At 68.3% G+C, this 18,459-nt stretch carries 16 protein-coding genes; 2 read left to right on the top strand and 14 right to left on the bottom strand.

Translation table 11 applies throughout. The annotated features are described in order from the left end of the window. Positions 1 to 48: 48 nt before the first annotated feature. Genes ACFT2C_RS05850 through ACFT2C_RS05835 form a run of 4 tightly spaced genes read right to left on the bottom strand, consistent with a single transcriptional unit; the run spans position 49 to position 4,839 of the window. Positions 49 to 1,668: a beta-xylosidase gene (locus ACFT2C_RS05850; RefSeq protein ID WP_377206070.1), complete on the bottom strand. Its 1,620-nt coding sequence runs from the start codon at positions 1,666 to 1,668 to the stop codon at positions 49 to 51. Between the two features lie 46 nt (positions 1,669 to 1,714). Further along, positions 1,715 to 2,629, bottom strand: coding sequence for a carbohydrate ABC transporter permease (locus ACFT2C_RS05845; RefSeq protein ID WP_377206069.1), 915 nt, complete (start codon positions 2,627 to 2,629; stop codon positions 1,715 to 1,717). 13 nt (positions 2,630 to 2,642) lie between these two features. Beyond that, positions 2,643 to 3,521 (bottom strand): carbohydrate ABC transporter permease, encoded by an 879-nt coding sequence (locus ACFT2C_RS05840; protein ID WP_377206068.1) that lies wholly within the window; start codon positions 3,519 to 3,521, stop codon positions 2,643 to 2,645. Next, positions 3,514 to 4,839: an ABC transporter substrate-binding protein gene (locus ACFT2C_RS05835; protein ID WP_377206067.1), complete on the bottom strand. Its 1,326-nt coding sequence runs from the start codon at positions 4,837 to 4,839 to the stop codon at positions 3,514 to 3,516. Before ACFT2C_RS05835 ends, ACFT2C_RS05840 begins: the two co-directional genes overlap by 8 nt. 191 nt (positions 4,840 to 5,030) lie before the next feature. Between ACFT2C_RS05835 and ACFT2C_RS05830 the strand changes: the two genes are divergently transcribed. Next, positions 5,031 to 6,083, top strand: a complete 1,053-nt coding sequence (locus tag ACFT2C_RS05830; RefSeq protein WP_377206066.1) for a LacI family DNA-binding transcriptional regulator — start codon at positions 5,031 to 5,033, stop codon at positions 6,081 to 6,083. A gap of 54 nt (positions 6,084 to 6,137) precedes the next feature. Here the strand turns inward: ACFT2C_RS05830 and ACFT2C_RS05825 are convergent, their stop codons facing one another. The 3 genes from ACFT2C_RS05825 to ACFT2C_RS05815 all read right to left on the bottom strand — a co-directional run bounded on the left by ACFT2C_RS05825 (position 6,138) and on the right by ACFT2C_RS05815 (position 9,760). Next, positions 6,138 to 7,106, bottom strand: coding sequence for an MsnO8 family LLM class oxidoreductase (locus ACFT2C_RS05825; protein ID WP_377206065.1), 969 nt, complete (start codon positions 7,104 to 7,106; stop codon positions 6,138 to 6,140). 307 nt (positions 7,107 to 7,413) lie between these two features. Beyond that, complete coding sequence (gene speB, locus ACFT2C_RS05820; RefSeq protein WP_377206064.1) at positions 7,414 to 8,403, bottom strand: agmatinase; 990 nt, start codon at positions 8,401 to 8,403, stop codon at positions 7,414 to 7,416. A 1-nt stretch (position 8,404) separates the two neighbouring features. Further along, on the bottom strand, positions 8,405 to 9,760 hold the full coding sequence (locus ACFT2C_RS05815) for an MFS transporter (protein WP_377206063.1): 1,356 nt from the start codon (positions 9,758 to 9,760) through the stop codon (positions 8,405 to 8,407). Between the two features lie 161 nt (positions 9,761 to 9,921). On the opposite strand from ACFT2C_RS05815, the gene ACFT2C_RS05810 reads away from it, so the two are divergent. Beyond that, positions 9,922 to 11,406: a PucR family transcriptional regulator gene (locus ACFT2C_RS05810; RefSeq protein WP_377206062.1), complete on the top strand. Its 1,485-nt coding sequence runs from the start codon at positions 9,922 to 9,924 to the stop codon at positions 11,404 to 11,406. 198 nt (positions 11,407 to 11,604) lie between these two features. On the opposite strand, the gene ACFT2C_RS05805 is transcribed toward ACFT2C_RS05810, so the two are convergent. From ACFT2C_RS05805 to ACFT2C_RS05775, 7 genes are read right to left on the bottom strand one after another with little or no spacing between them, the layout of a single operon-like run. Then, positions 11,605 to 11,928: a hypothetical protein gene (locus ACFT2C_RS05805; RefSeq protein WP_377206061.1), complete on the bottom strand. Its 324-nt coding sequence runs from the start codon at positions 11,926 to 11,928 to the stop codon at positions 11,605 to 11,607. Then, positions 11,925 to 12,176, bottom strand: a complete 252-nt coding sequence (locus tag ACFT2C_RS05800; RefSeq protein ID WP_377206060.1) for an acyl-CoA dehydrogenase family protein — start codon at positions 12,174 to 12,176, stop codon at positions 11,925 to 11,927. The genes ACFT2C_RS05805 and ACFT2C_RS05800 overlap by 4 nt, the downstream gene beginning before the upstream one ends. Then, positions 12,169 to 13,056 carry an alpha/beta fold hydrolase gene (locus tag ACFT2C_RS05795; RefSeq protein WP_377206059.1) on the bottom strand — a complete coding sequence of 296 codons (888 nt, stop codon included), beginning with the start codon at positions 13,054 to 13,056 and terminating at the stop codon, positions 12,169 to 12,171. The genes ACFT2C_RS05800 and ACFT2C_RS05795 overlap by 8 nt, the downstream gene beginning before the upstream one ends. A 32-nt stretch (positions 13,057 to 13,088) precedes the next feature. Then, positions 13,089 to 14,645 (bottom strand): ABC transporter substrate-binding protein, encoded by a 1,557-nt coding sequence (locus ACFT2C_RS05790; RefSeq protein ID WP_377206058.1) that lies wholly within the window; start codon positions 14,643 to 14,645, stop codon positions 13,089 to 13,091. Then, positions 14,629 to 15,696: an ABC transporter ATP-binding protein gene (locus tag ACFT2C_RS05785; protein WP_377206057.1), complete on the bottom strand. Its 1,068-nt coding sequence runs from the start codon at positions 15,694 to 15,696 to the stop codon at positions 14,629 to 14,631. Before ACFT2C_RS05785 ends, ACFT2C_RS05790 begins: the two co-directional genes overlap by 17 nt. Then, positions 15,693 to 17,447 carry an ATP-binding cassette domain-containing protein gene (locus ACFT2C_RS05780; RefSeq protein ID WP_377206056.1) on the bottom strand — a complete coding sequence of 585 codons (1,755 nt, stop codon included), beginning with the start codon at positions 17,445 to 17,447 and terminating at the stop codon, positions 15,693 to 15,695. Before ACFT2C_RS05780 ends, ACFT2C_RS05785 begins: the two co-directional genes overlap by 4 nt. Further along, positions 17,447 to 18,442: an ABC transporter permease gene (locus tag ACFT2C_RS05775; RefSeq protein ID WP_377206055.1), complete on the bottom strand. Its 996-nt coding sequence runs from the start codon at positions 18,440 to 18,442 to the stop codon at positions 17,447 to 17,449. Before ACFT2C_RS05775 ends, ACFT2C_RS05780 begins: the two co-directional genes overlap by 1 nt. Positions 18,443 to 18,459: the final 17 nt, after the last annotated feature.

The following is an 18,459-nucleotide window of genomic DNA, read 5'->3' as shown; positions in this document are numbered from 1 at the left end:
GGTCCGGCCGATCGGCCGGACCACGACGCCACACAGCTTTCCGAGCTTCTAGGCCTGGGTGATCGACAGCACCGCCCACGCCGGCAGGTCGAGGTCGATGTCGAGCACCCCGGCCTCCGAGACGGTGAGCGTCGCGGTGCGCAGCGCGTCGGCGGTCACGCGCAGCTCGGCCGTCTGGGCGGGAGTGAGGTTGAGCGGCTCGCCCATCCGATGCCACGCCTCCGCGACGTTGCCGTGCTCCCAGTCGAGGCCCTCGACCCGGAAGACCGTGCCCGGGGCGAGGCCTTCGACGGTGTGGCGGATCCTGCGCCCCGGCCCGATGTAGGCCAGCTTGCGCGTGGCCGCGTAGCTGGTCTCGGAGCCCACCCCTCGGGTGCCCATGTCGTCGGGGTAGTTGAAGAAGACGGCGGACAGGGCGCCCGTCGTCGCGTCCTGGGTGATCACCCCCTGCGGGGTGGACGCCAGCACCGTGTCGCCGAGCCGGGACAGCATCGCGAAGGCGTGGAACGTCGGCTTGTGCAGGCCCTGCTCGTTGACCAGGCCGAACCCACCGTGGAACGGGCCGATGCCGGCTCCGCCCTCCTCGAACACGTCGGTGAAGGTCCAGTAGGCGATCGAGTCGGCCAACGCGGCGCACCGCAGGAAGGCCCGGGTGATGTAGGTGGCGGCGAACACGGTGTCGTGGATGTTGTCGCGGCTCGACGGCGAGCTCGACCATTCAGTGATGTGCAGCTCGGCGTCCGGGAACGGGCTGCCGGCGATGATCTTCCGGAGCGCGACCAGGTCGTCGTACGTCGCATCCACCTGGCGCCGGATGTGGCGCGCCTGCCCGGAGGCCCCGAACGCGACGTCGGTCGGGTACAGGTGGGTGGACAGGAAGTCGAGCGCGACCTCGCGGCCCGCGCACCAGTCGATGAACTCCTCGATCCACACGGGACGCCAGTCGAGCGCGTCGACGTCGTCGGCCTCCGCCGTCGCGTGCTCGACGGAGCGGTCCTCCCACTCCCCCTTGTAGCGGTCGTCGGGGACGAACACGCTGGTAGACGGGCCGCCCACCTTCAGCTCCCCGTCGATCGCCTTGATCGCCCGGGCCGTGGCCTCGTACAGCTCGAAGTACTGCGTCCTCGTGCCGGTCCAGAAGTAGGGCACCAGGTTCGGCTCGTTCCACACCTCGAACCGCCACTGGCGCACCTCGTCCAGGCCGTAGCGCTCGATCCAGTGCTCCACGGTCGCGGTGACCAGCTCGACCCAGCGCGCCATGTCCTTGGGCGGGCTGCAGTGGGCCTTCCACCAGAACAGGGTCTCGGTCTCCGTGGCCAGCTCGCGCGGCATGAACCCGAGCTCCACGAAGGGACGCGCGCCCGTCTCGAGGATGAAGTCGAACACCTTGTCGACGTAGCTGAAGGTGAGCACCGGCTCGTCGAGGGGCGTCTGCGGGCCGAACCCGCCCCCGTCGCTGGCGCGGTAGACGAACATGTCGTCGTGGAACAGGCCGTGGAACCGCACGAACCGCGCCCCGAGCTCGGCGACCGCCTCGCGGAAGTGCCCCTGCCAGTCCGCCCGCAACGCCTCGTTCGCCCGGCCGGCGCCGACGCACTCGTTCCAGACGTGCCGGAGCGGCGTCCCGGTGCGCGTTGCGCCGTCGATCGTCAGTTCCGGAAAGGTCATCTCGTTGTCCACCATGCTCTCTCTGTCTTCTCTCACGGATGTCGGGTCAGCCCTTGACGGCGCCGAGGCTCAGGCCCGACTGCCAGAAGCGCTGCAGCGAGATGAACGCCACGGTCAGCGGGATGATCGTGAGCAGCGACGACGTCAGGACGAGGTTCTGGAGCAGCTCACCGTTGCCCGCGGTGGAGGCCAGCTTGTTCCACTGGTTGATGCCCACGGTCAGCGGGTACCAGTCGGGGTCCTTGAGCATGATCAGGGGCAGGAAGTAGTTGTTCCAGATCGAGACGAACGAGAAGAGCAGCACGGTCACCGTCGCCGGGACGAGCATGGGCAGGGCGATCTGCCAGAACGTCCGGAACTCGCCGGCGCCGTCGATCTTCGCCGCCTCGAGCAGGCCGGTGGGCACGGCCTCCGCGGCGAACACCCACATGAGGTACAGCCCGAACGGGTTGAGGAACGACGGGATCAGCACCGCCCAGGGCGTGTTCGTCAGGCCGAGCTGCGCGAAGAGCAGGAACTGCGGGATGGCCAGCGCGATGCCCGGCACCGAGATGGCGCCGAGCACCACGAACAGGAAGACCCGCTTGCCCGTGAACTCCAGCTTCGCGAGCGCGTAGCCGCCCAGCGCGGCGAGGAACGTCGAGACCACTGCCCCGGCGACCACGTACAGAAGGGTGTTGAGCAGCCAGCGCGAGAAGATGCCGCCGTCGTAGGTGAAGACCGCGGCGATGTTGTCGAACAGCGCGAACCGGGTGCCGAAGGAGAAGCCGAAGCTCGAGACGAAGTCCGCCTGGGACTTCGTGGAGTTGATGGTCAGCCAGACCAGCGGCACCAGGCAATAGAGGGTGAACAGCCCCGTCAGGAAGGTCAGGGCGCCGCTCTTCCGGGGATTGGTGAGGGTGTACAGACGTCGGCGTGCCGTGCTGCCGGGACGCCGGACGTCGGCGATGGTGGTCGTCATCAGAGGTCTCCGGCTACTGGTCGAGGGCATTCTTCATGCCTCGGATCTGGACCGCGTAGGCGATGGCGATGGTGAAAGCGGCCATCACGAGGGCGAGTGCGGCGGCGTAGCCCTGCTGCGAGCCCGTGAACGCGAGGTTGAACGCGTAGAGGTTGGGCGTGTAGTACGTCGTGATCCCGCTGTTGGCGACCATCGACGGGAGGATCTGCGGCTCGTTGAAGATCTGGAAGGTCCCGATGATCGAGAAGATGATCGTGATCACGAGCGAGCCGCGCAGCGCGGGCAGCTTGATCGCCCGGATCACCCGCAGCTCCCCCGCGCCGTCGATCGCCGCCGCCTCGTACAGCTCGTGCGGGACCGCCTTGAGCACGCTGTCGAAGATCAGCATGTTGTACCCGGTGAAGGCCCAGGTCACCATGATCCCGATGGCGATCAGCGTGGTGCTCGGCCGGAACGGGTCGAGGTCGGTGCCGAGCCAGCCGTTGATGCTGCCGAACAGCCCGTACCGGACGCCGAGCATGAAGCCCCACATCAGGGTGGAGACGATCGCCGGCACTGCGTAGGGCAGGAAGATCGCCACCCGCATGAACCGCATGCCGCGCAGCCGCATCGAGTCCATCGCCAGCGCCAGCAGCAGGGCCAGCACGAGCATGATCGGCACCTGGATCAGCGTGAACCAGACGACGCGGGAGACGCCGTCCCAGAACTGCGGGTCGGCGAACAGCTTGCTGTAGTTGTCCATGCCCACGAAGGACGAGCCGCCCACCATCCGGTCCTGGAAGAGGCTGAGGTACGCGGCGTACGTGATCGGCACGATGAACACGAGGGCGAACAGGATGCCGAACGGCGCGACGAACGCCCAGCCGATCTGCCGCCTGCGTGGACTAGTCAACCTGGAACCCCTGCTCGTTGCCGTAGTCGATGGAGCGCTGCTGCCAGGTCTGCAAGACCTCCGCGAGGGAGCCCTCACCCGAGGTGTAGAACGGCGTGGCGATGTCGCCGTAGGTGCTGCGCGCCCACTCGAAGAACGGCGGGTACTGCCAGCCGACGGCGGCGATGTTCGAGGCCTCCGCGAGGACCTCGCCCGTCTTCTGGTCACCGAAGTAGGGGTTCTTCACGCTCTGGAACTTCGGGCTGTCGAGCACCGACGTGTTCGGCACGAACGCACCGGCGTCGACCCGGGGCTGCAGGCCCTCGCCGTGCGTGAAGTACTCCAGGAACTTGAAGGCCGCCTCCTTGTTGGCCGCGGCCTCCGGGATCCCGAAGGCCGAGCCGCCGTTCTCGGCGCCGACCTTCTCGCCCTCCTCCCACTGGGGCATGAGCGAGACGCGGAAGTCGCCCGCGGCGTCCGGCGCCCGTTCGGGCAGGGTCGAGGTCAGCCAGCCGCCCATGTTCTGCGAGGCGAGCGTGCCGTCGTTGAGCGCGCGGTTCCAGTCGTCGGACCAGGCGCTGATCTTCGTGTTGACCAGGTCCTCGTCGATCATCTTCTGCCAGAAGGCCACGGCCTTCTGCGTCCCCTCGTCGGAGAAGTCGATGTGCACCGACGTCCCGTCGACCTCGAACGGCCGCCCGCCGGCCTGCCAGATCAGCGACAGCAGGAAGAAGAGGTCGTTCGTGTCCTGGGTGATGTAGTAGTCCGGGCCCAGGGCGCGGATCTTCTTGGCGGCCTCGTAGTACTCGTCCCAGGTCGCGGGTGCCTCCTTGATCCCCGCCTTCGCGAAGGTCGCCTCGTTCCAGAACATGACGGCGGGGCCGTAGTCCGAGGGCAGGGCGTAGACGCCGTCGTCGATGGTGACGTTGTTCCAGGCCGAGGGGACGTAGTCGCCCTCCAGCTCCGTGGCGCCCAGCGGGGCGAGGTCGGCGAGCTTGCCGGGGATCGCGAAGTACGGGACCGCGAAGTACTCGAACATCGCCAGGTCCGGGACACCCGACCCGGCCTGGATCGCGTTGTCGAGCGCCTGGTACTCGTCGGAGGACGAGCCGGCGTTCACGACCTCGACCTCGATACCGGGGTTGGCCTTCTCGAACCCCGGGACGGCGAGCTCGACGGTGCCGTCCCAGCTCCACACCGTCAGCTTCACCGGCTGGTCGGCGGTGCCACCGCCGCCGTCGGCGCTGCCCGTCGTGCCGCCCGCACCTGAACATGCGGCGAGCGCACCCGCCGCCACGAGCGCGGTGCACACCAGCCGCGCCTTGGTAAAGAGCCTCATCGCCCTGTCCTCCTCGTTGAGTCCGTGCTTGGTGGAACATAGCGAAATAGTTTCGCAACTTTATCGATCAAGCAGCGACTCTAGCGACGACTGCCGTCGAGCGTCAACGGCCCCGAGATGAGAGTTCACGGGAGATTGACGGCGCCCTTAGCAATCGGTAGGCTCGAAACAGTTTCGACGAAGGGAAACCCATGGCCGGCAGGCCCCCGAGCGAGCGCGCGACACTCGCCGACGTCGCACGACAGGCCGGCGTCTCCACCGGCACCGCGTCCAAGGCGCTCAACGGGCGGCCCGACATCGCCGAGGACACCCGCAACCGGGTGCTGCGGGCGGTCGCCGAGCTCGGCTACCGGCCGACCACGACCCAGTGGGAGCCGCCGCGGACCCGCACCATCGCCACGGTGGTCGACGTGCTCGACCCGCCCTACGTCTCCAACGTGCTCCAGGGCGTCCTCGCCGCGGCGACGGGCGCCCAGGCCAACCTCCTGGTGCGCCTCGCCCCCGACCGCGCGGTGCGCGCGACCAAGGCGGCGGCGCGGGCCTGGGTGGCCGAGCAGAAGGAGTCGGGGGTGGTGGGCATCGTCGGCATCACGCTCGGTGAGCCCAACGCCATGCTGCAGGCCGCGAAGGAGGTCGGCATGCCCTTCGTCATGATCGACCCCGTCGACGTGGATGATCCGCGGACCGTCAGTGTCGGCTCGGCCAACTGGGCCGGCGGACGCACCGCGACCGAACACGTCCTGGAGCTCGGCCACCGCCGGATCGGCTGGATCGGCGGCCCGCCGGCGTCAGCCGCGGCGCGCGAGCGCCTGCACGGCTACCGGGCGGCCCTGGACTCCGCGGGGATCAGCCTCGACCGGTCCCTGGTGCGCAGCGACCCGTTCTCGATCAGCACGGGTCTGGTGCACGGCCGCGAGCTGCTCGCGCTGCCGGAGCCGCCGACGGCGATCGTCACCGGCGACGACGAGATCGCCGTCGGCGTGCTCGCCGCGGCCCGCGAGCTGCGCGTCGCGGTGCCCGAGCAGCTCAGCGTCGTCGGCTTCGACGACACACCCCAGGCCGCCTGGACGACGCCGCAGCTCACCTCGGTGCACCAGCCGCTGGCCGGGATGGGCCGGATGGCCGTCGAGACCGTGCTCACCATGGCGGACGGCGTCCAGCCCGCCTCCCGCCACGTCCAGCTCGCCACGAGCCTCACCGTCCGGGACTCGACCGCGCCGGCGCCCGGGGTGACGAAGGACTGACATGGGGGACGCCGTCGATCCATGACGCGGACGGCTAGCCGGGTCCGGCGCCGGCTATCCGTCCTGCAGTGCGGCGAGTGCCTCGTCGACGGCCGCGAGGTCGTCCCGGTCGTAGGTGCTGGTGGTCGCCATCAGCTCGACGGCGCCGGTCCGAGCGAGAAGCTGTTCGACGTCGTCAGCCACCTGCTGGGGCGTTCCCGTGATCGCCGTCCGGTACCACCGGGCGACGGCGGCGCGGGCCGTGTCGGGCGCCTGGTCGAGCAGCTTCTGCGCCTCGTCGGCGGACTGGAGCGGGGCAAAGCTCCCGCTCTGCCGCGAGCTGGCCAGCGCCCAGGCCTCAGGGAGCAGGAGCCGCCTCGCGCGTTCGGCCGTGTCCGCGACCGCGACGTCGACACTCGCCACCAGGTACGGCTCGGACCCGAGCGGCCCGGGGCGGAAGGCGTCGAAGTAGGCCGACGTCGCCTCGGTGTCGAGCAGTGCGGGCCCACCGATCACCGCGGGCAGGCCGAGCCGCGCGGCGAGCGCGAGCCCGTTCTTGATCGCGAGCAGGAACAGTGGCGGCGGTGCGACCCGCGGCTTCGCGGCCACGCCCGCCGTGCCATGCAGGTAGGCCCGCAGCTGTTCGACGGCGGCCGCGTGCTCGCCGTCGTGCAGGACGGTCCTGCCGAGGGCCTTGCGGACACCGGACGTGAAGGCCAGCGACGCACCGATGCCGATGTCGATCCGGCTCGGCGTGAGCGCCTCGAGCATCAACGCATGTTCTGCGACGACCAGCGGGTTGTGGTTCGGCAGCATGATCCCGCCCGTGCCCAGACGGATGGAGCTCGTTCGGGCACCGATGGCGGCCAGCAGGACCGTGGGCGACGCGCCCGCGATGCCGGGCACAGCATGATGCTCGGCGACCCAGAACCTGTGCAGCCTGAGGCGCTCGGCCCGGACCGCGCGGTCGACGGTGCCCGCGATCGCCTCGGCGTCGGACTCCCCGTCGCGCGTTCGGCTGCGGTCCAGGATCGATACGCGCATCAGAGCCATTCCCCGGTGACGTCCATGCCGGGGAAACCGCCGCGCCGCGACGATGATTCCGGCGACCCTGCCTGCAGCCGGTCTCCGGAAGCGCGGGCGGCGGTTCGACCCGCAGACCCGGGAAAGCCGAAGGGCCTGATCAGCATTTCTGCTGATCAGGCCCTTCCTTTGTAGCGGGGGTCAACGCGGCGGGTGCGAGACCTGCGGCGAGGTCCGCACGCACGACCGAAGGCGTCCGCGGGTGGACCTTGGTGGACTCGGCCCGCGCCACCGAGGTGACATCGTTCCCGACGGCGGCTCGTGCGGGTCAGGCGGAGGCTCCGACGGCCTCCGCCGGCTGGTGTGCACCGGCCTTCGTCATCAAGGTGATCAGGTCGAACGCTACGGTGGCGGCCGCGACGCAGGTGATCTCAGCGTGGTCGTAGGCGGGTGCGACCTCGACGACGTCACCGCCAACGATGTTGAGGCCGTCGAGCCGGCGGAGCAGGTGGAGCAGCTCGCGACTGTTGAAGCCCCCCATCTCCGGTGTGCCGGTGCCCGGTGCGAAGGCCGGGTCCAGGACGTCGATGTCGATCGAGATGTAGACCGGGGCATCGCCCACGCGGCGACGGACGATGTCGACCGCGCCGTCGATACCGAGCACGTCGAGGTCACCGGCACGAATGATCCTGAACCCGAAGGTCGCGTCATCGACCAGGTCGAGCTTGTCGTAGATCGGGCCGCGGATGCCGAGGTGGATCGACTGGTCCTCGGCCAGCAGACCCTCTTCGAACGCCCGGCGGAACACGGTGCCGTGCGTGATCGGTGCATTGAAGTAGGTATCCCAGGTGTCCAGGTGCGCATCGAAGTGGATGAGCGCGACGGGACCGTACTTCTCCCGCGCCACGCGGAGCATGGGCAGGGCCACGGTGTGGTCACCTCCCAGCGTCACGATGCGCCGGTCGCCGCTTCCGACGACCTCCCGGGCGAATCCCTCGATCTGCTTCACCGCCTCGTCGATGCCGTACGGCGTGCAGGGCACGTCGCCGGCGTCGACGACCTGAAGCTGTTCCAGGGGAGCGGTGTCGAACTCCACGTGGAACTTCGGGCGGAGGTGCCGTGAGGCCTGGCGGATGCCCATGGGCCCGAAGCGGGCACCGGGCCGGTAGGACGTGCCGCCGTCAAACGGGACGCCGAGGACGGCGATGTCGTAGTCGGGGACGGCGCCGATGTCCGGGATCCGGGCGAAGGTGCCCAGGCCAGCGAACCGGGGGATGACGGTCGCGTCGAGGGCGCCGATGGGAGTGTGCTCGCTCACGTCAGCTTCCGATCAGGTTGGAGTCGGGCGTGGGGTCGGCCTTCTTGGTACCGCCAGACGCGTCCGAAAGGGACCGGCCAGCGGTCTCGACACCCCAGGCGAGGGTTACCAGGAGGCCGACCGCGGACACGGCTGCTCCGGCGAGCAGGACCCAGTTGACGCCGCGGTCGAGGGCGAAGGGCATCAGGTAGACGGCGACGGCGGCACCGATGCGGCTGGCGGAGGTGCCAATGCCGACGGCTGTGGCCCGCACCTCGGTCGGGAACAGCTCGTTGGGGTAGACGACCTCCAGAAAGTTCGAGGTACCGGAGGCGACGGCGAAGAAGCAGATGACCGCGAAGATGGCCATCGCTCCCAGGCCCGGGACCAATCCGGCGACCCCCCACACCACAGCGATGGCAGAGAAGCTGTAGATCAGCAGGGCCTTGCGTCCGATCTTGTCCACCAGGAGCAGACCCGGGATGCCGCCGACGACGAACAGTGCTGCGAGGAACACCTCGGCGCCGTTGCCGGTGATCCCGGCCTTGGCGATGAAATCGAAGGAGAAAGAGTAGATCGACAGCAGCGGGATGACTTGGCACATCCAAAAGAGGCTGACGAAGAGTGTGCGCTTGAGGTAGGGCGCCTTGAAGACGGTGGCGAAGGTGGCAGTGCCCTCGGGCTCGGGCTCACCGAGGTCCTTGACGCCGTACTCCGGGCCGAAGACCTTCTTGATCGATGCGTCCGCCTCGTCCACGCGGCCCCGCGCGACGAGCCAGCGTGGCGACTCCGGCGTGCCCAGACGGAGAAGAAGCGTGACCATGGCGAAGAGTGCGGGGCTGGCCAGCATCCAGCGCCAGGCATCGTCGCCGGCCGCCTGGGCCAGGATCGCGACGACTGGGGCGACAGTGGCACCCACGGCCCAGACAACGAAGGTGGCGCCGAGCATGCGACCGCGGTACTTCGCGGGGAGGTATTCCGCCAAGAGCGAGGTGGCGATGGGGTAGTCGGCCCCAATGGCCACGCCGATCAGGAACCGCAGGACCACCAGTTGCCAAATCTCGGTGGCAAAGAAGCAGAGTGCGGAGAAGAGGGCGAGGGCTAGTAGGTCGAGAATGTACATGACGTGTCGGCCGACCTTGTCGGTCACCCAGCCGAACAGGCCTCCGCCGACGAAGATGCCGACGAGGACGGCTGCGGCGATGAGGCCCTTGTCGGTGGTTGTGACATCCATCGACGTGGACATGGTGGCCCAAGTGAACCCGATGATCGCGATCGCGTAGCCGTCGACGAACGGGCCGCCAGACGAGTAGACCGTCAACTTCTTGTGGAACGACGTGAGTGGCGCATCGTCGATCAAGTGGGATGTCGCAGTCATGGGACCTTCCTTGTGACAGGTTCGCCATGGTGCGGTGGCGACGAAGTGGTCCTCCATGTGTAGGTCGTCGAGGCCGCGTGCCGACAGCCGTCAACTGCTCAAACCTTTTCGACCGCTTTGTACGATCGCACATCAGCCATGTACTCATTTATGGTTGCGCCATGCCGATCACCGTGGCCGAGCTCCTCGAGATGCCGCACCTTCGGCTCACCCTGCACTCCGGCGCGGCCGGATGTGACCGCACCGTCTCCTGGACGCACACAACCGACCTTCCCGACCCGTGGCGATGGGTAGCCGGAGGTGAGCTGCTCATGACCAACGGGATGTCCTTTCCCAAGGCAGCAGCTGCCCAGGAAGACCTCATTCGCCAGCTCGTCGAACACGGTGCAACGGCGCTAGCGATCGGAGCAGAGATGTACTGTCCGTCGCTGACGCGCCGCCTGGCTACGGTCAGCGACGAGTTGGGCTTCCCCGTGTTGTGGATCGCCTACCCGATGCCGTTCATCTCGATCTCGAGGACCGTGGCCGAGGCTACGTTGCTTGAGCAATCTCAGCGGCTGATCCGCACCGAGCGCATCTATCGGGCTCTGCAACGCGTCTCGGCCGACAAGGACGGGTTACGCGAGTTGACCGAGTCCCTGTCTCGCGAGCTGGAGTGCCCGGTGGTGATCTGTGAGCGCGGGTCGGGCGGGCTCTGGTCCGGCGAAGAGGGTCCCGATGCCGCAGTCCGGGCCGCAGTGACCGGCGGGAAGGGTCGACTTCGCGCCGGCTCGATGGCCGCTCAGCTCGACGACGGACGACGGGTGCTGACCAGCACCATTCCCACCCATGACGACGCGCTCCTGGTCTGTGAGCCCCGGCCGGACCACGAACCCGATGCCATCCTGCTTCAACACGCGGCGACCGTCTGCGCGCTCGCGCTCTCCCAGGCGCGGCTGACCATCGAGCACCAGCGACGCGCGGGGGCTGAACTGCTGGTCCAGATCCTGGACGGGTACATCTCGCCCAGCTCGATCGAGCAGCACCTGGTCGAGCGGCACCTGGAGCCGCACGAGCTCGTTGTCATCGCGGCGCGCGGGGACGACCCCGATCGGATGCGCGAACTGCACGTCCAGCTGTGGCGCAACGACACCGCTCACCTCACGGTGCACCGGTCAGGGCTAGCCATCTCGCTCGTAGTAACCGACGCCGTCGACCGATATCTCGACGCCGTCGGCGACGAAGCGCGCGTCGGCATCTCCCTCACCGTCGCTCGGGCGAGCCGCATTGCCGATGCGGAGCGCGAGGCACGCTGGGCCGCGGAGATCGCTGAGTCGCAGCGGGGTGGAGTCGTGCGCTACTCCGAGGCGGTACCAGAACTCGGCCCCCGGACCCCGGACGAGGCCAAGGCCTTCGTGCGGCGGATCCTGCAACCCGTCCTTGACCGGTCCGAGGCCGAATCGGCCGAGCTCATCGAGACGTTGACGCGCTTCCTTGAGAATGGCCGGTCGTGGCAGCGCACCGCAGAGACCATGCACCTCCACCGTCAAACCGTGCTCTACCGCATCCGCAAGGTCGAGCGGCTCACCGGCCTCGACGTCAGCGAAACCGCAGACCTCGCCACGCTCTGGGTCGCCCTGACGACACTCGGCCGGTTGCAGCCTTGAGCGGAAGTTCGTTGGCTCGGGGAAACAACCCTTTTGCGCAAGGGACCCGGCGCCAGACATGGCAGGCAAGAGCGCGGGTTTGGCGCAGGGTTTGCTGAGCAGGGATGGCGATCAGGCGCGGAACCGCGATTCGGTCGTCGCCCGCACCTCGTCGAGCGTCACCCCAGTGGTGGAGAGCCGGAACGGCGGGTGGGCCGGTCAGACGCGGTATGTCTGCTCGACCCGGTAGACGTCGATCATCCGGTGGAGCAGCTTGCCGAGCCGCTCCACGTCGTGGTCGCCGTTGACGGAGACGACGAGCGAGACGCACATGACCCGCTCCCGAACCCGGTCGAGGCCGCGCACCTGGTTGTGGTCGAAGGAACTGAGGTCCGCGACCAGGCGCTCGACGGCGAAGCGTCGTGCGGTCACCGCCTGCAGGATCCGTGAGCAGACGCTCAGGTCAGCGCGGGCGTAGACGGTGACAACGACTATTCCGCCCACCTGCTCGTCGGGCTCGAGGAGCCCAGGCTGCGGCCTCATGCGAGCGCAAGGGCCTCGGCGGGATCCGCCAAGAGACGGCCCACGGTGGTAAGGACGTTCGACCCGTACTGCTCTGGGAGGCCGACGCCGAGCAGACCGAGCTCGCCGGCTCGGCGGTGCAGCTTCCGAGGCACCTCGCCACGAGCCCCCCAGTCGGCGAGATGAGGAGCCGCCTCCTTCTCGACGAAGGTCCGCACGGTGTCGCGCAGCGAGCGCCGCTCGGGGGTGCTGAAGAGGTCGTCAAGCATCCGGACCTCCGGAAGCGAGAGTGGACTCCACGGTTGTGGCGATGAGCTTCATGACGGCATCGCGATGGACAAACCCGACGGAGTGTGCGGAGTCGTCCATGAAGTGGGTCGTCGAGCCCGGGATCTGGCGGCTCAACTGCTGCCCGAGCGCAAACGGCACGTTGGCGTCGAGACGTCCGTGCCACACGTGGACATCGCCCGAGATATCAGCGAGATTGATGTCCCACGCCTTCCTGAGCATCACCAGCTCAGCCGCCGCCGCTGACGTGCCCTGACGGAAGGCGTCAGGAACAGCGGACATGCGAGGCGCGTACTCCGGGTCCCCGGCTAGCCGCCGATCCGCTTCGGGAACCCCCGCGTCGAGAAACCAGCCGAGCAGTCTCATCAACCGAGCGTGGCGCATCGATGCGGCCATGACGGCCAGCGGCCCGCGCACACCGGTCGTCCCGAACTGCAGGCACCAGTAGAGCAATGTGTTCATCGGCGTCATTCCGCGCGGCACGCCACGCTGTCCCCCCGGTCCAGCCGACCCCAGCAGCACGACGGGTCCGACCCGCGCTCCTAGGATCACGGCGACGGCCAGGGCGTGTGGGCCACCGCCGGACTCGCCGGCCACCGCGAAATCTCCCAGACCGAGGTGGTCGGCCAGCTGCCGGACGTCGTCGGCGAACATGGAGAGTGACCGACCAGGGAGGGCATCGGAGTGCCCGTAGCCGGGCTTGTCGACGGACACCCATCGCACGCCTGCCCGGCGGGCAGCTGCGTCGTAGGCCATGCCCGCGAGGCCGGATTCAGGAGTTCCCGGGACGTACACGCATGGCCTGCCCTGCGGGTCGCCAAGTTCGTACCATGCCAGGATGCGACCGTCGTCGAGCCTCATGGTCCGAAGATCGGGAGCAGATGTCATCGCCATCACCCGTGCATGCGGATCGAGCTGGGCACCGCGCCGAAGTAGTTGACCTCGAACGACGTCGCCTTGGCGGCCCAGATCGGGTAGTCGCTGAAGGCAAACGGGACGACGTCGGCAGCAGACACCAGCGCCTCCTCGGCGTCCTCCCAGATCGAGCAGGCCTCCTCTGTCGGCAGTGCGCCGGCCTTGGCCGCCAGCTCGGCGTACGTCGCGTTGTCGATGCTCGCGAAGTTGCCGCCGCCGTCGGCCGGGGTGGGCCCTGAGAAGCTCGGCGCGATCTGCGCGGGGTTCTGGCCGTCGATCGGGATCCACGCGATGTCGAAGTCGCCTGTCTCGTAGGCCGCCTTCAGCAGCTGGGCGTCGCTGAGACCGCGTGCCTCGACCGTCACGCCGGCTGCCTCCCATTGCTCCACTGCGAGCTCGGCGGCGGCTGCGACCGCGGGGCCGAGCTTGCTCAGGTAGACGAAGCTCAGGGTCGTGCCGCTGACCGGGCCGAGCGCGGCCTTGGCAGCCTCGACGTCCTGCTTCGGCAGGACATCGGCCACTCCCCCGTCACCACAAGGGCTCACACCGCTCAGACGCGTGGGCGTGGAGCCGGTGCCGGAGGTGGCGACCTGGCGCAGCTCGTCCAAGTTGAGCGCCTGCGTGAGGGCGACCCGCACCGCCGGGTCCGCAGTAGGTCGGCCCGTCTTCTGGTTGTACTCGAGCTCACCGAAGACGAAGCTGGATGCCTCTGGTTCGAGATCGGCCGCCTCAAGTCGCTTGCGGTCGGCGCCTGCAATGGTCGCCGCGTCCAGGTCGCCGGCGAGAAGCTGGTTGGCGGCCGTTGTCTCGTTGGGGACGACCTGCACCACGATCCTGGCCGGCAACCCCTTGGTCTTGCCGGTGACGCCGTCCTGTCCCCACGCGTAGTCGTCGCGGCGCTGCAGCTCGTACCTGGATCCCGCACTGACCGATTCGAGAGTGTAGGGGCCCGATCCGCTGGCGGACGTGCCGAGCTCGTCGAGGTCCTTCAGGCCGGAGGCGCAGACGATCGGCAGGCCGGCGAGGCCGTTGAGGAGGAAGCCGTACGGCTCAGGTGTGGACACCGTCACCTGGGTGTCGTCCGGACCCGCAGCAGCGGTGGTGCCGGCGGGGATCAGCGATCCGGCCAAGGGCGATGCGTTCTTGGTGTCGCCGACGTAGTTGATCGTGTCGATGACGTCCTGGCCCGTGAGGGGAGTGCCGTCCGAACAGGTCACGTCGTCGCGCATCGTGAACATCGCGCCAGAGTCCGTGAGCTCCCAGGAAGATGCCAGACCTGCCGTCACCTTGCCGTCCTCGTCGTGCACCAGCGGGTCGTACAGGAACGCGGCCAGCTGCTGAACGCCTGCGAGGTTGCTGCCCAACGGGTTGAGGCTGCCCGGGTCAACGTTGATCGCCAATGTGAAGGTGGCGTCGGACACAACGTCGCCCGCGGAGGCAGGCGCGGACGATCCCGAGCACGCGGACGTGGCGAGCAGCGCCGTTCCCGATGTTGCGGCGATGAGCAGCCTGGCCGACCTACGCAGATGTGACATGTCGTTCTCCTTGTTCTCCCATGGAGGGGGGTGGCGCGCCGCAGCCGGGTCCGGCTGACGCAGTCCGATTCGTCGAGGCCGGCACAGTGGTGGTTCGCGGATGGTCGAGATCCGAGGATCGTGGCGAGAAGTGACAGGCGCTCCGGTGCAGGCGGGACTCGGCACCGGCTACCGGGTCGTCCGTCAGGCATGCTGCCCGGTCGTCACGGGCCGTGGGACCGACGGGACAGCGCGGGTTGAATCGGCATCCTGACGGGGGGTTGCGAGGGTCGACTGGCTCGAAGTCGACCGGAACGATCTCGAGGCGGCGGTCCAGGGAGGGGACGGAGTCTAGGAGCACCCGCGTGTAGGGGTGCTGGGGGTCGGCGACGACGTCGTTGACTGTTCCCACCTCGATGACCTGGCCGGCGTACATCACCACGATGTCATCGCAGATCTGACGGACGGCGCCGAGGTCGTGGGAGATGAAAACGAGCGTGAACTGGTGATCGGCCTGCAGTTCGGCCAACAGCGAGAGGATGGCGAACCTGGTCGGTGCGTCGAGGGCCGAGGTGACCTCGTCACAGATCAGCACGTCCGGCTCGGCTGCGAGCGCCCGGGCCAGCGAGACGCGCTGCCGTTGACCTCCCGAGAGGTCAGCGGGGAGACTGCGACGATGCCGCTGCTCGAGGCCCACGGCCGCGAGGAGCTCGTCGATGCGCGCCGCGTTCGACGACCGCGGACCTGCACATGCGTCGAGGAGTGTCTGCTCGACCGTCATCCGGGGGTTCAACGACGTGCTGGGGTCCTGGAACGCCATTTGTACCCGGCGCTGGTCCTTGCGGGACCTTCGTGGCCCAAAAGTGGTCTCGCCGACAGTGACCTGTCCGCCCCGCACGGGCACGAGGCCCGCGACGGCACGGGCGAGGGTGGACTTGCCCGAGCCGGATTCCCCCACAATCCCGATGATGTGCCCGGCCGGAAAGTCAAGGCTCACTTCATGCAGGACGGTGACAGCGCGCGAGCCTTTGCCGTAGTCAACGCTCACCCCAGCGATGCGGAGGTTGTTCATGAGCTGCGCTGCCTCTCCTCGACGCCAGAACGGATGACCGCAGGTGGAGGAGGCCCCCCGGCCGGAGCGCGACCCGCCGAGGCCGGGGCCATGTCCCCCTCCAGCCGTCGTGCCATCTCCACCAAGGACCGCGTGTACGCGTGAGTGGCGCCCTCGCGCAGACCTGCGGCCGGAAGGTCTTCTACGATGTGGCCTTCCTGCATCACCAGGACTCGGTCGCACACCTGCGAGACGACGGCGATGTCGTGGGAGATGAAGAGCAGGGCGGCACCCGAGCGATCGAGGGCGGCAGTCAGATTCTGCAGCGCAAGGGCCTGAATGGTGACGTCCAGCGCCGTCGTCGGCTCATCGGCGATGAGCAGCTCCGGCTCGGCCGCCAGGGCCATCGCCGTCATGGCCCGTTGGAGCGTTCCCCCAGACAACTCATGTGGATACTGCCGTGCCCGGAGTTCGGGTGCCGACACCTTCAAGTCACCGAGCCGGACGATCGCGCGTCCCAGACGCTCGCGACGGCTTCCCGTCAAGTCGGCCTCGCCCACCTGCGCCCCCACGCGAAGAGCTGGGTTGAAGGAGCGAGCCGCATCCTGGAACGCGACGCCGACGCGCTCCTTCAACAAGCGTCGCTGGGCGCGAGTCGGGCTGCCCACCACCGGGAAACCCGCCACCCGCAGCTCGTCAGCGGTGACGTTCGCTCCGTCGACATGCAAGCCGGCGACGGCCAGCGCTGTCGCGGTCTTTCCCGATCCCGACTCGCCCACCAGCGCCACCCGTTCACCAGGAGCGATGGTGAACGAGATGCCGTGTACCACCTCTCGCTCGCTGCCGTCACGTTCCGCGAACGCCACCCGGAGGTTCCTGACGCACACTGCACTTCCGCCAGCTCGCGGCTCTTGTTGCACGATGCCAACGGAAGGCGACGCCGCCACCACCGTTCGCGCGTGGGAGCCGCGCTGGATCATCCGCTCGCCTGCCAGCGTGAAGGCGATGCCGGCGAGACAGATAGCCACGCCCGGTCCGAGAGCAGCGGCGGGCGAGATGTAGATCCGATCGAGGCTGGAGTCCAGGAGAAGACCCCAGTCGTAGTCCGGCGACTGGACGCCGAGGCCGAGGAACGAGAGTGCTGTCAGCACGACCAAGGAGGATCCTGCGGCAATGGTGGCGTTCACGATCAGCGGCTCGGCGATATTGGGCAGGACGTAGCGTCGGAACACCCGACGACGGCTCAGGCCCAGTTGTCGTGCAGCCTTGACGTAATCCAGCTCATTGACCTTCGAGCCGAGCGTGTACATCAGGCGCGCGAAGCTCGGAGACATGGCGAGGCCGACCGCGCCCATCGCGCTGAGGCTTCCGACCCCGAAGATCGTCGCAAAGAAGAGCGCCAGCAAAATGCCGGGGAAGGCAACGGCGACGTTGATGCCAGCCGTGATCGTCGCCCCAATGCCGCGAAGCAGCGCCAAACCGCCCAGCACCAGACCGACGGAGACCCCGATCGAAGTCGCCCCGAGTGCCAGCACGAGCGACAGGCGGGTTGCCACTAGGACCCTCGCCAGGTTGTCACGCCCCAAATCGTCGGTGCCGAGCCAATGCGCGCCTGACGGCCCTTGTAGCGCCGAGGCCACGTCAGTGCGGCCTGCCGCATCTCCCAGGAAGATAGGAGCGAAGATCGCAGTCACAGCGAGCAGACCTAATAGGGTCATCGCCAGGATCCCCAAGGGTGACTGTCGGCGCCGCACGCCCATCACGGTGCGCATCAGTTGTCCAGCACCGAGGAACGGGGGTCGACCCAAGCGAGGAGCAGGTCGATCAGCAGATTCACCAGGAGCACGCCCGCCCCGTAGACGAGGATGATCGCCTGCACGACGGGATAGTCCTTGCCAATGATGGACGACACCATCGTGCTGCCCAGCCCCGGCCACGAGAAGATGTTCTCGACGAGCACCGTGCCGGCGATGAGCCCTCCGAAGAGGAGCCCTCCGACTGTCAGCGCCGACGTCATCGCGTTGGGCAGCACGTGCCTGAGGTAGATCGTGCTCCGGGACAGCCGCTTGGCACGAGCGGTCTGCACGTACCCGTCCTGCAGCGCCGAGGTGGTTTCGACACGGACGAGGCGGGCCAGCACCGCGGTCGGCGCGGCCGAGAGGGCCAGCACGGGCATGATGTACGACTGCCAGCCGACCTGGCCGGCCACGGGCAGCAGTTCCAGGGAGACCCCGAGGACGAACACCATCGCGACGGCGAGCAGAAACTCGGGGAGCACGCTGAGGAGGCCGGCGGTGCCGGTGAAGATCGCTCCGAGGAGCCGACGGCGTCCGTTGCGAGAGGCCACGCCGACCGCAAGCCCGAGCGGGACCGCCACGCCCAGAGTCAGGACGAAGGAAAGGGCGGTCAACAGCAGCGTTCCGGGGAGCCGTTGTGCCAGGACATCGCCGACCGGCTGGCGAGTCGTGATCGACGTGCCGAAGTCACCCGTGGCGGTGTCGCGAAGGTAGGTGCCGAATTGCTCCAGCACCGGTCGGTCGAGGCCGAGCTGAGCCCGCGTTTCCGTGACGAGTTGCTGGTCGGCTCCTGGACCGAGGGCCGTCCGCACAGGGTCGCCCGGGATCAGCTGGAGCATGGCGAACGACAGGACGACCAACGCCAGCAATGACAGCACGAAGCGCCTGGTTCGACGCAGGACGAGCGACGCCTGCGGCGGCAACGAACGACGCCTCCGCTGCTCAAGCGCCACACCGATGACCGGGGACATCCGACTCCCTACGTTTG

Source organism: Promicromonospora sp. NPDC057138 (assembly GCF_042670845.1).
GTDB lineage: Bacteria > Actinomycetota > Actinomycetes > Actinomycetales > Cellulomonadaceae > Promicromonospora.
The sequence above is the reverse complement of the archived record's forward strand: the minus strand, read 5'-3'. Positions and strand labels throughout refer to the sequence as shown.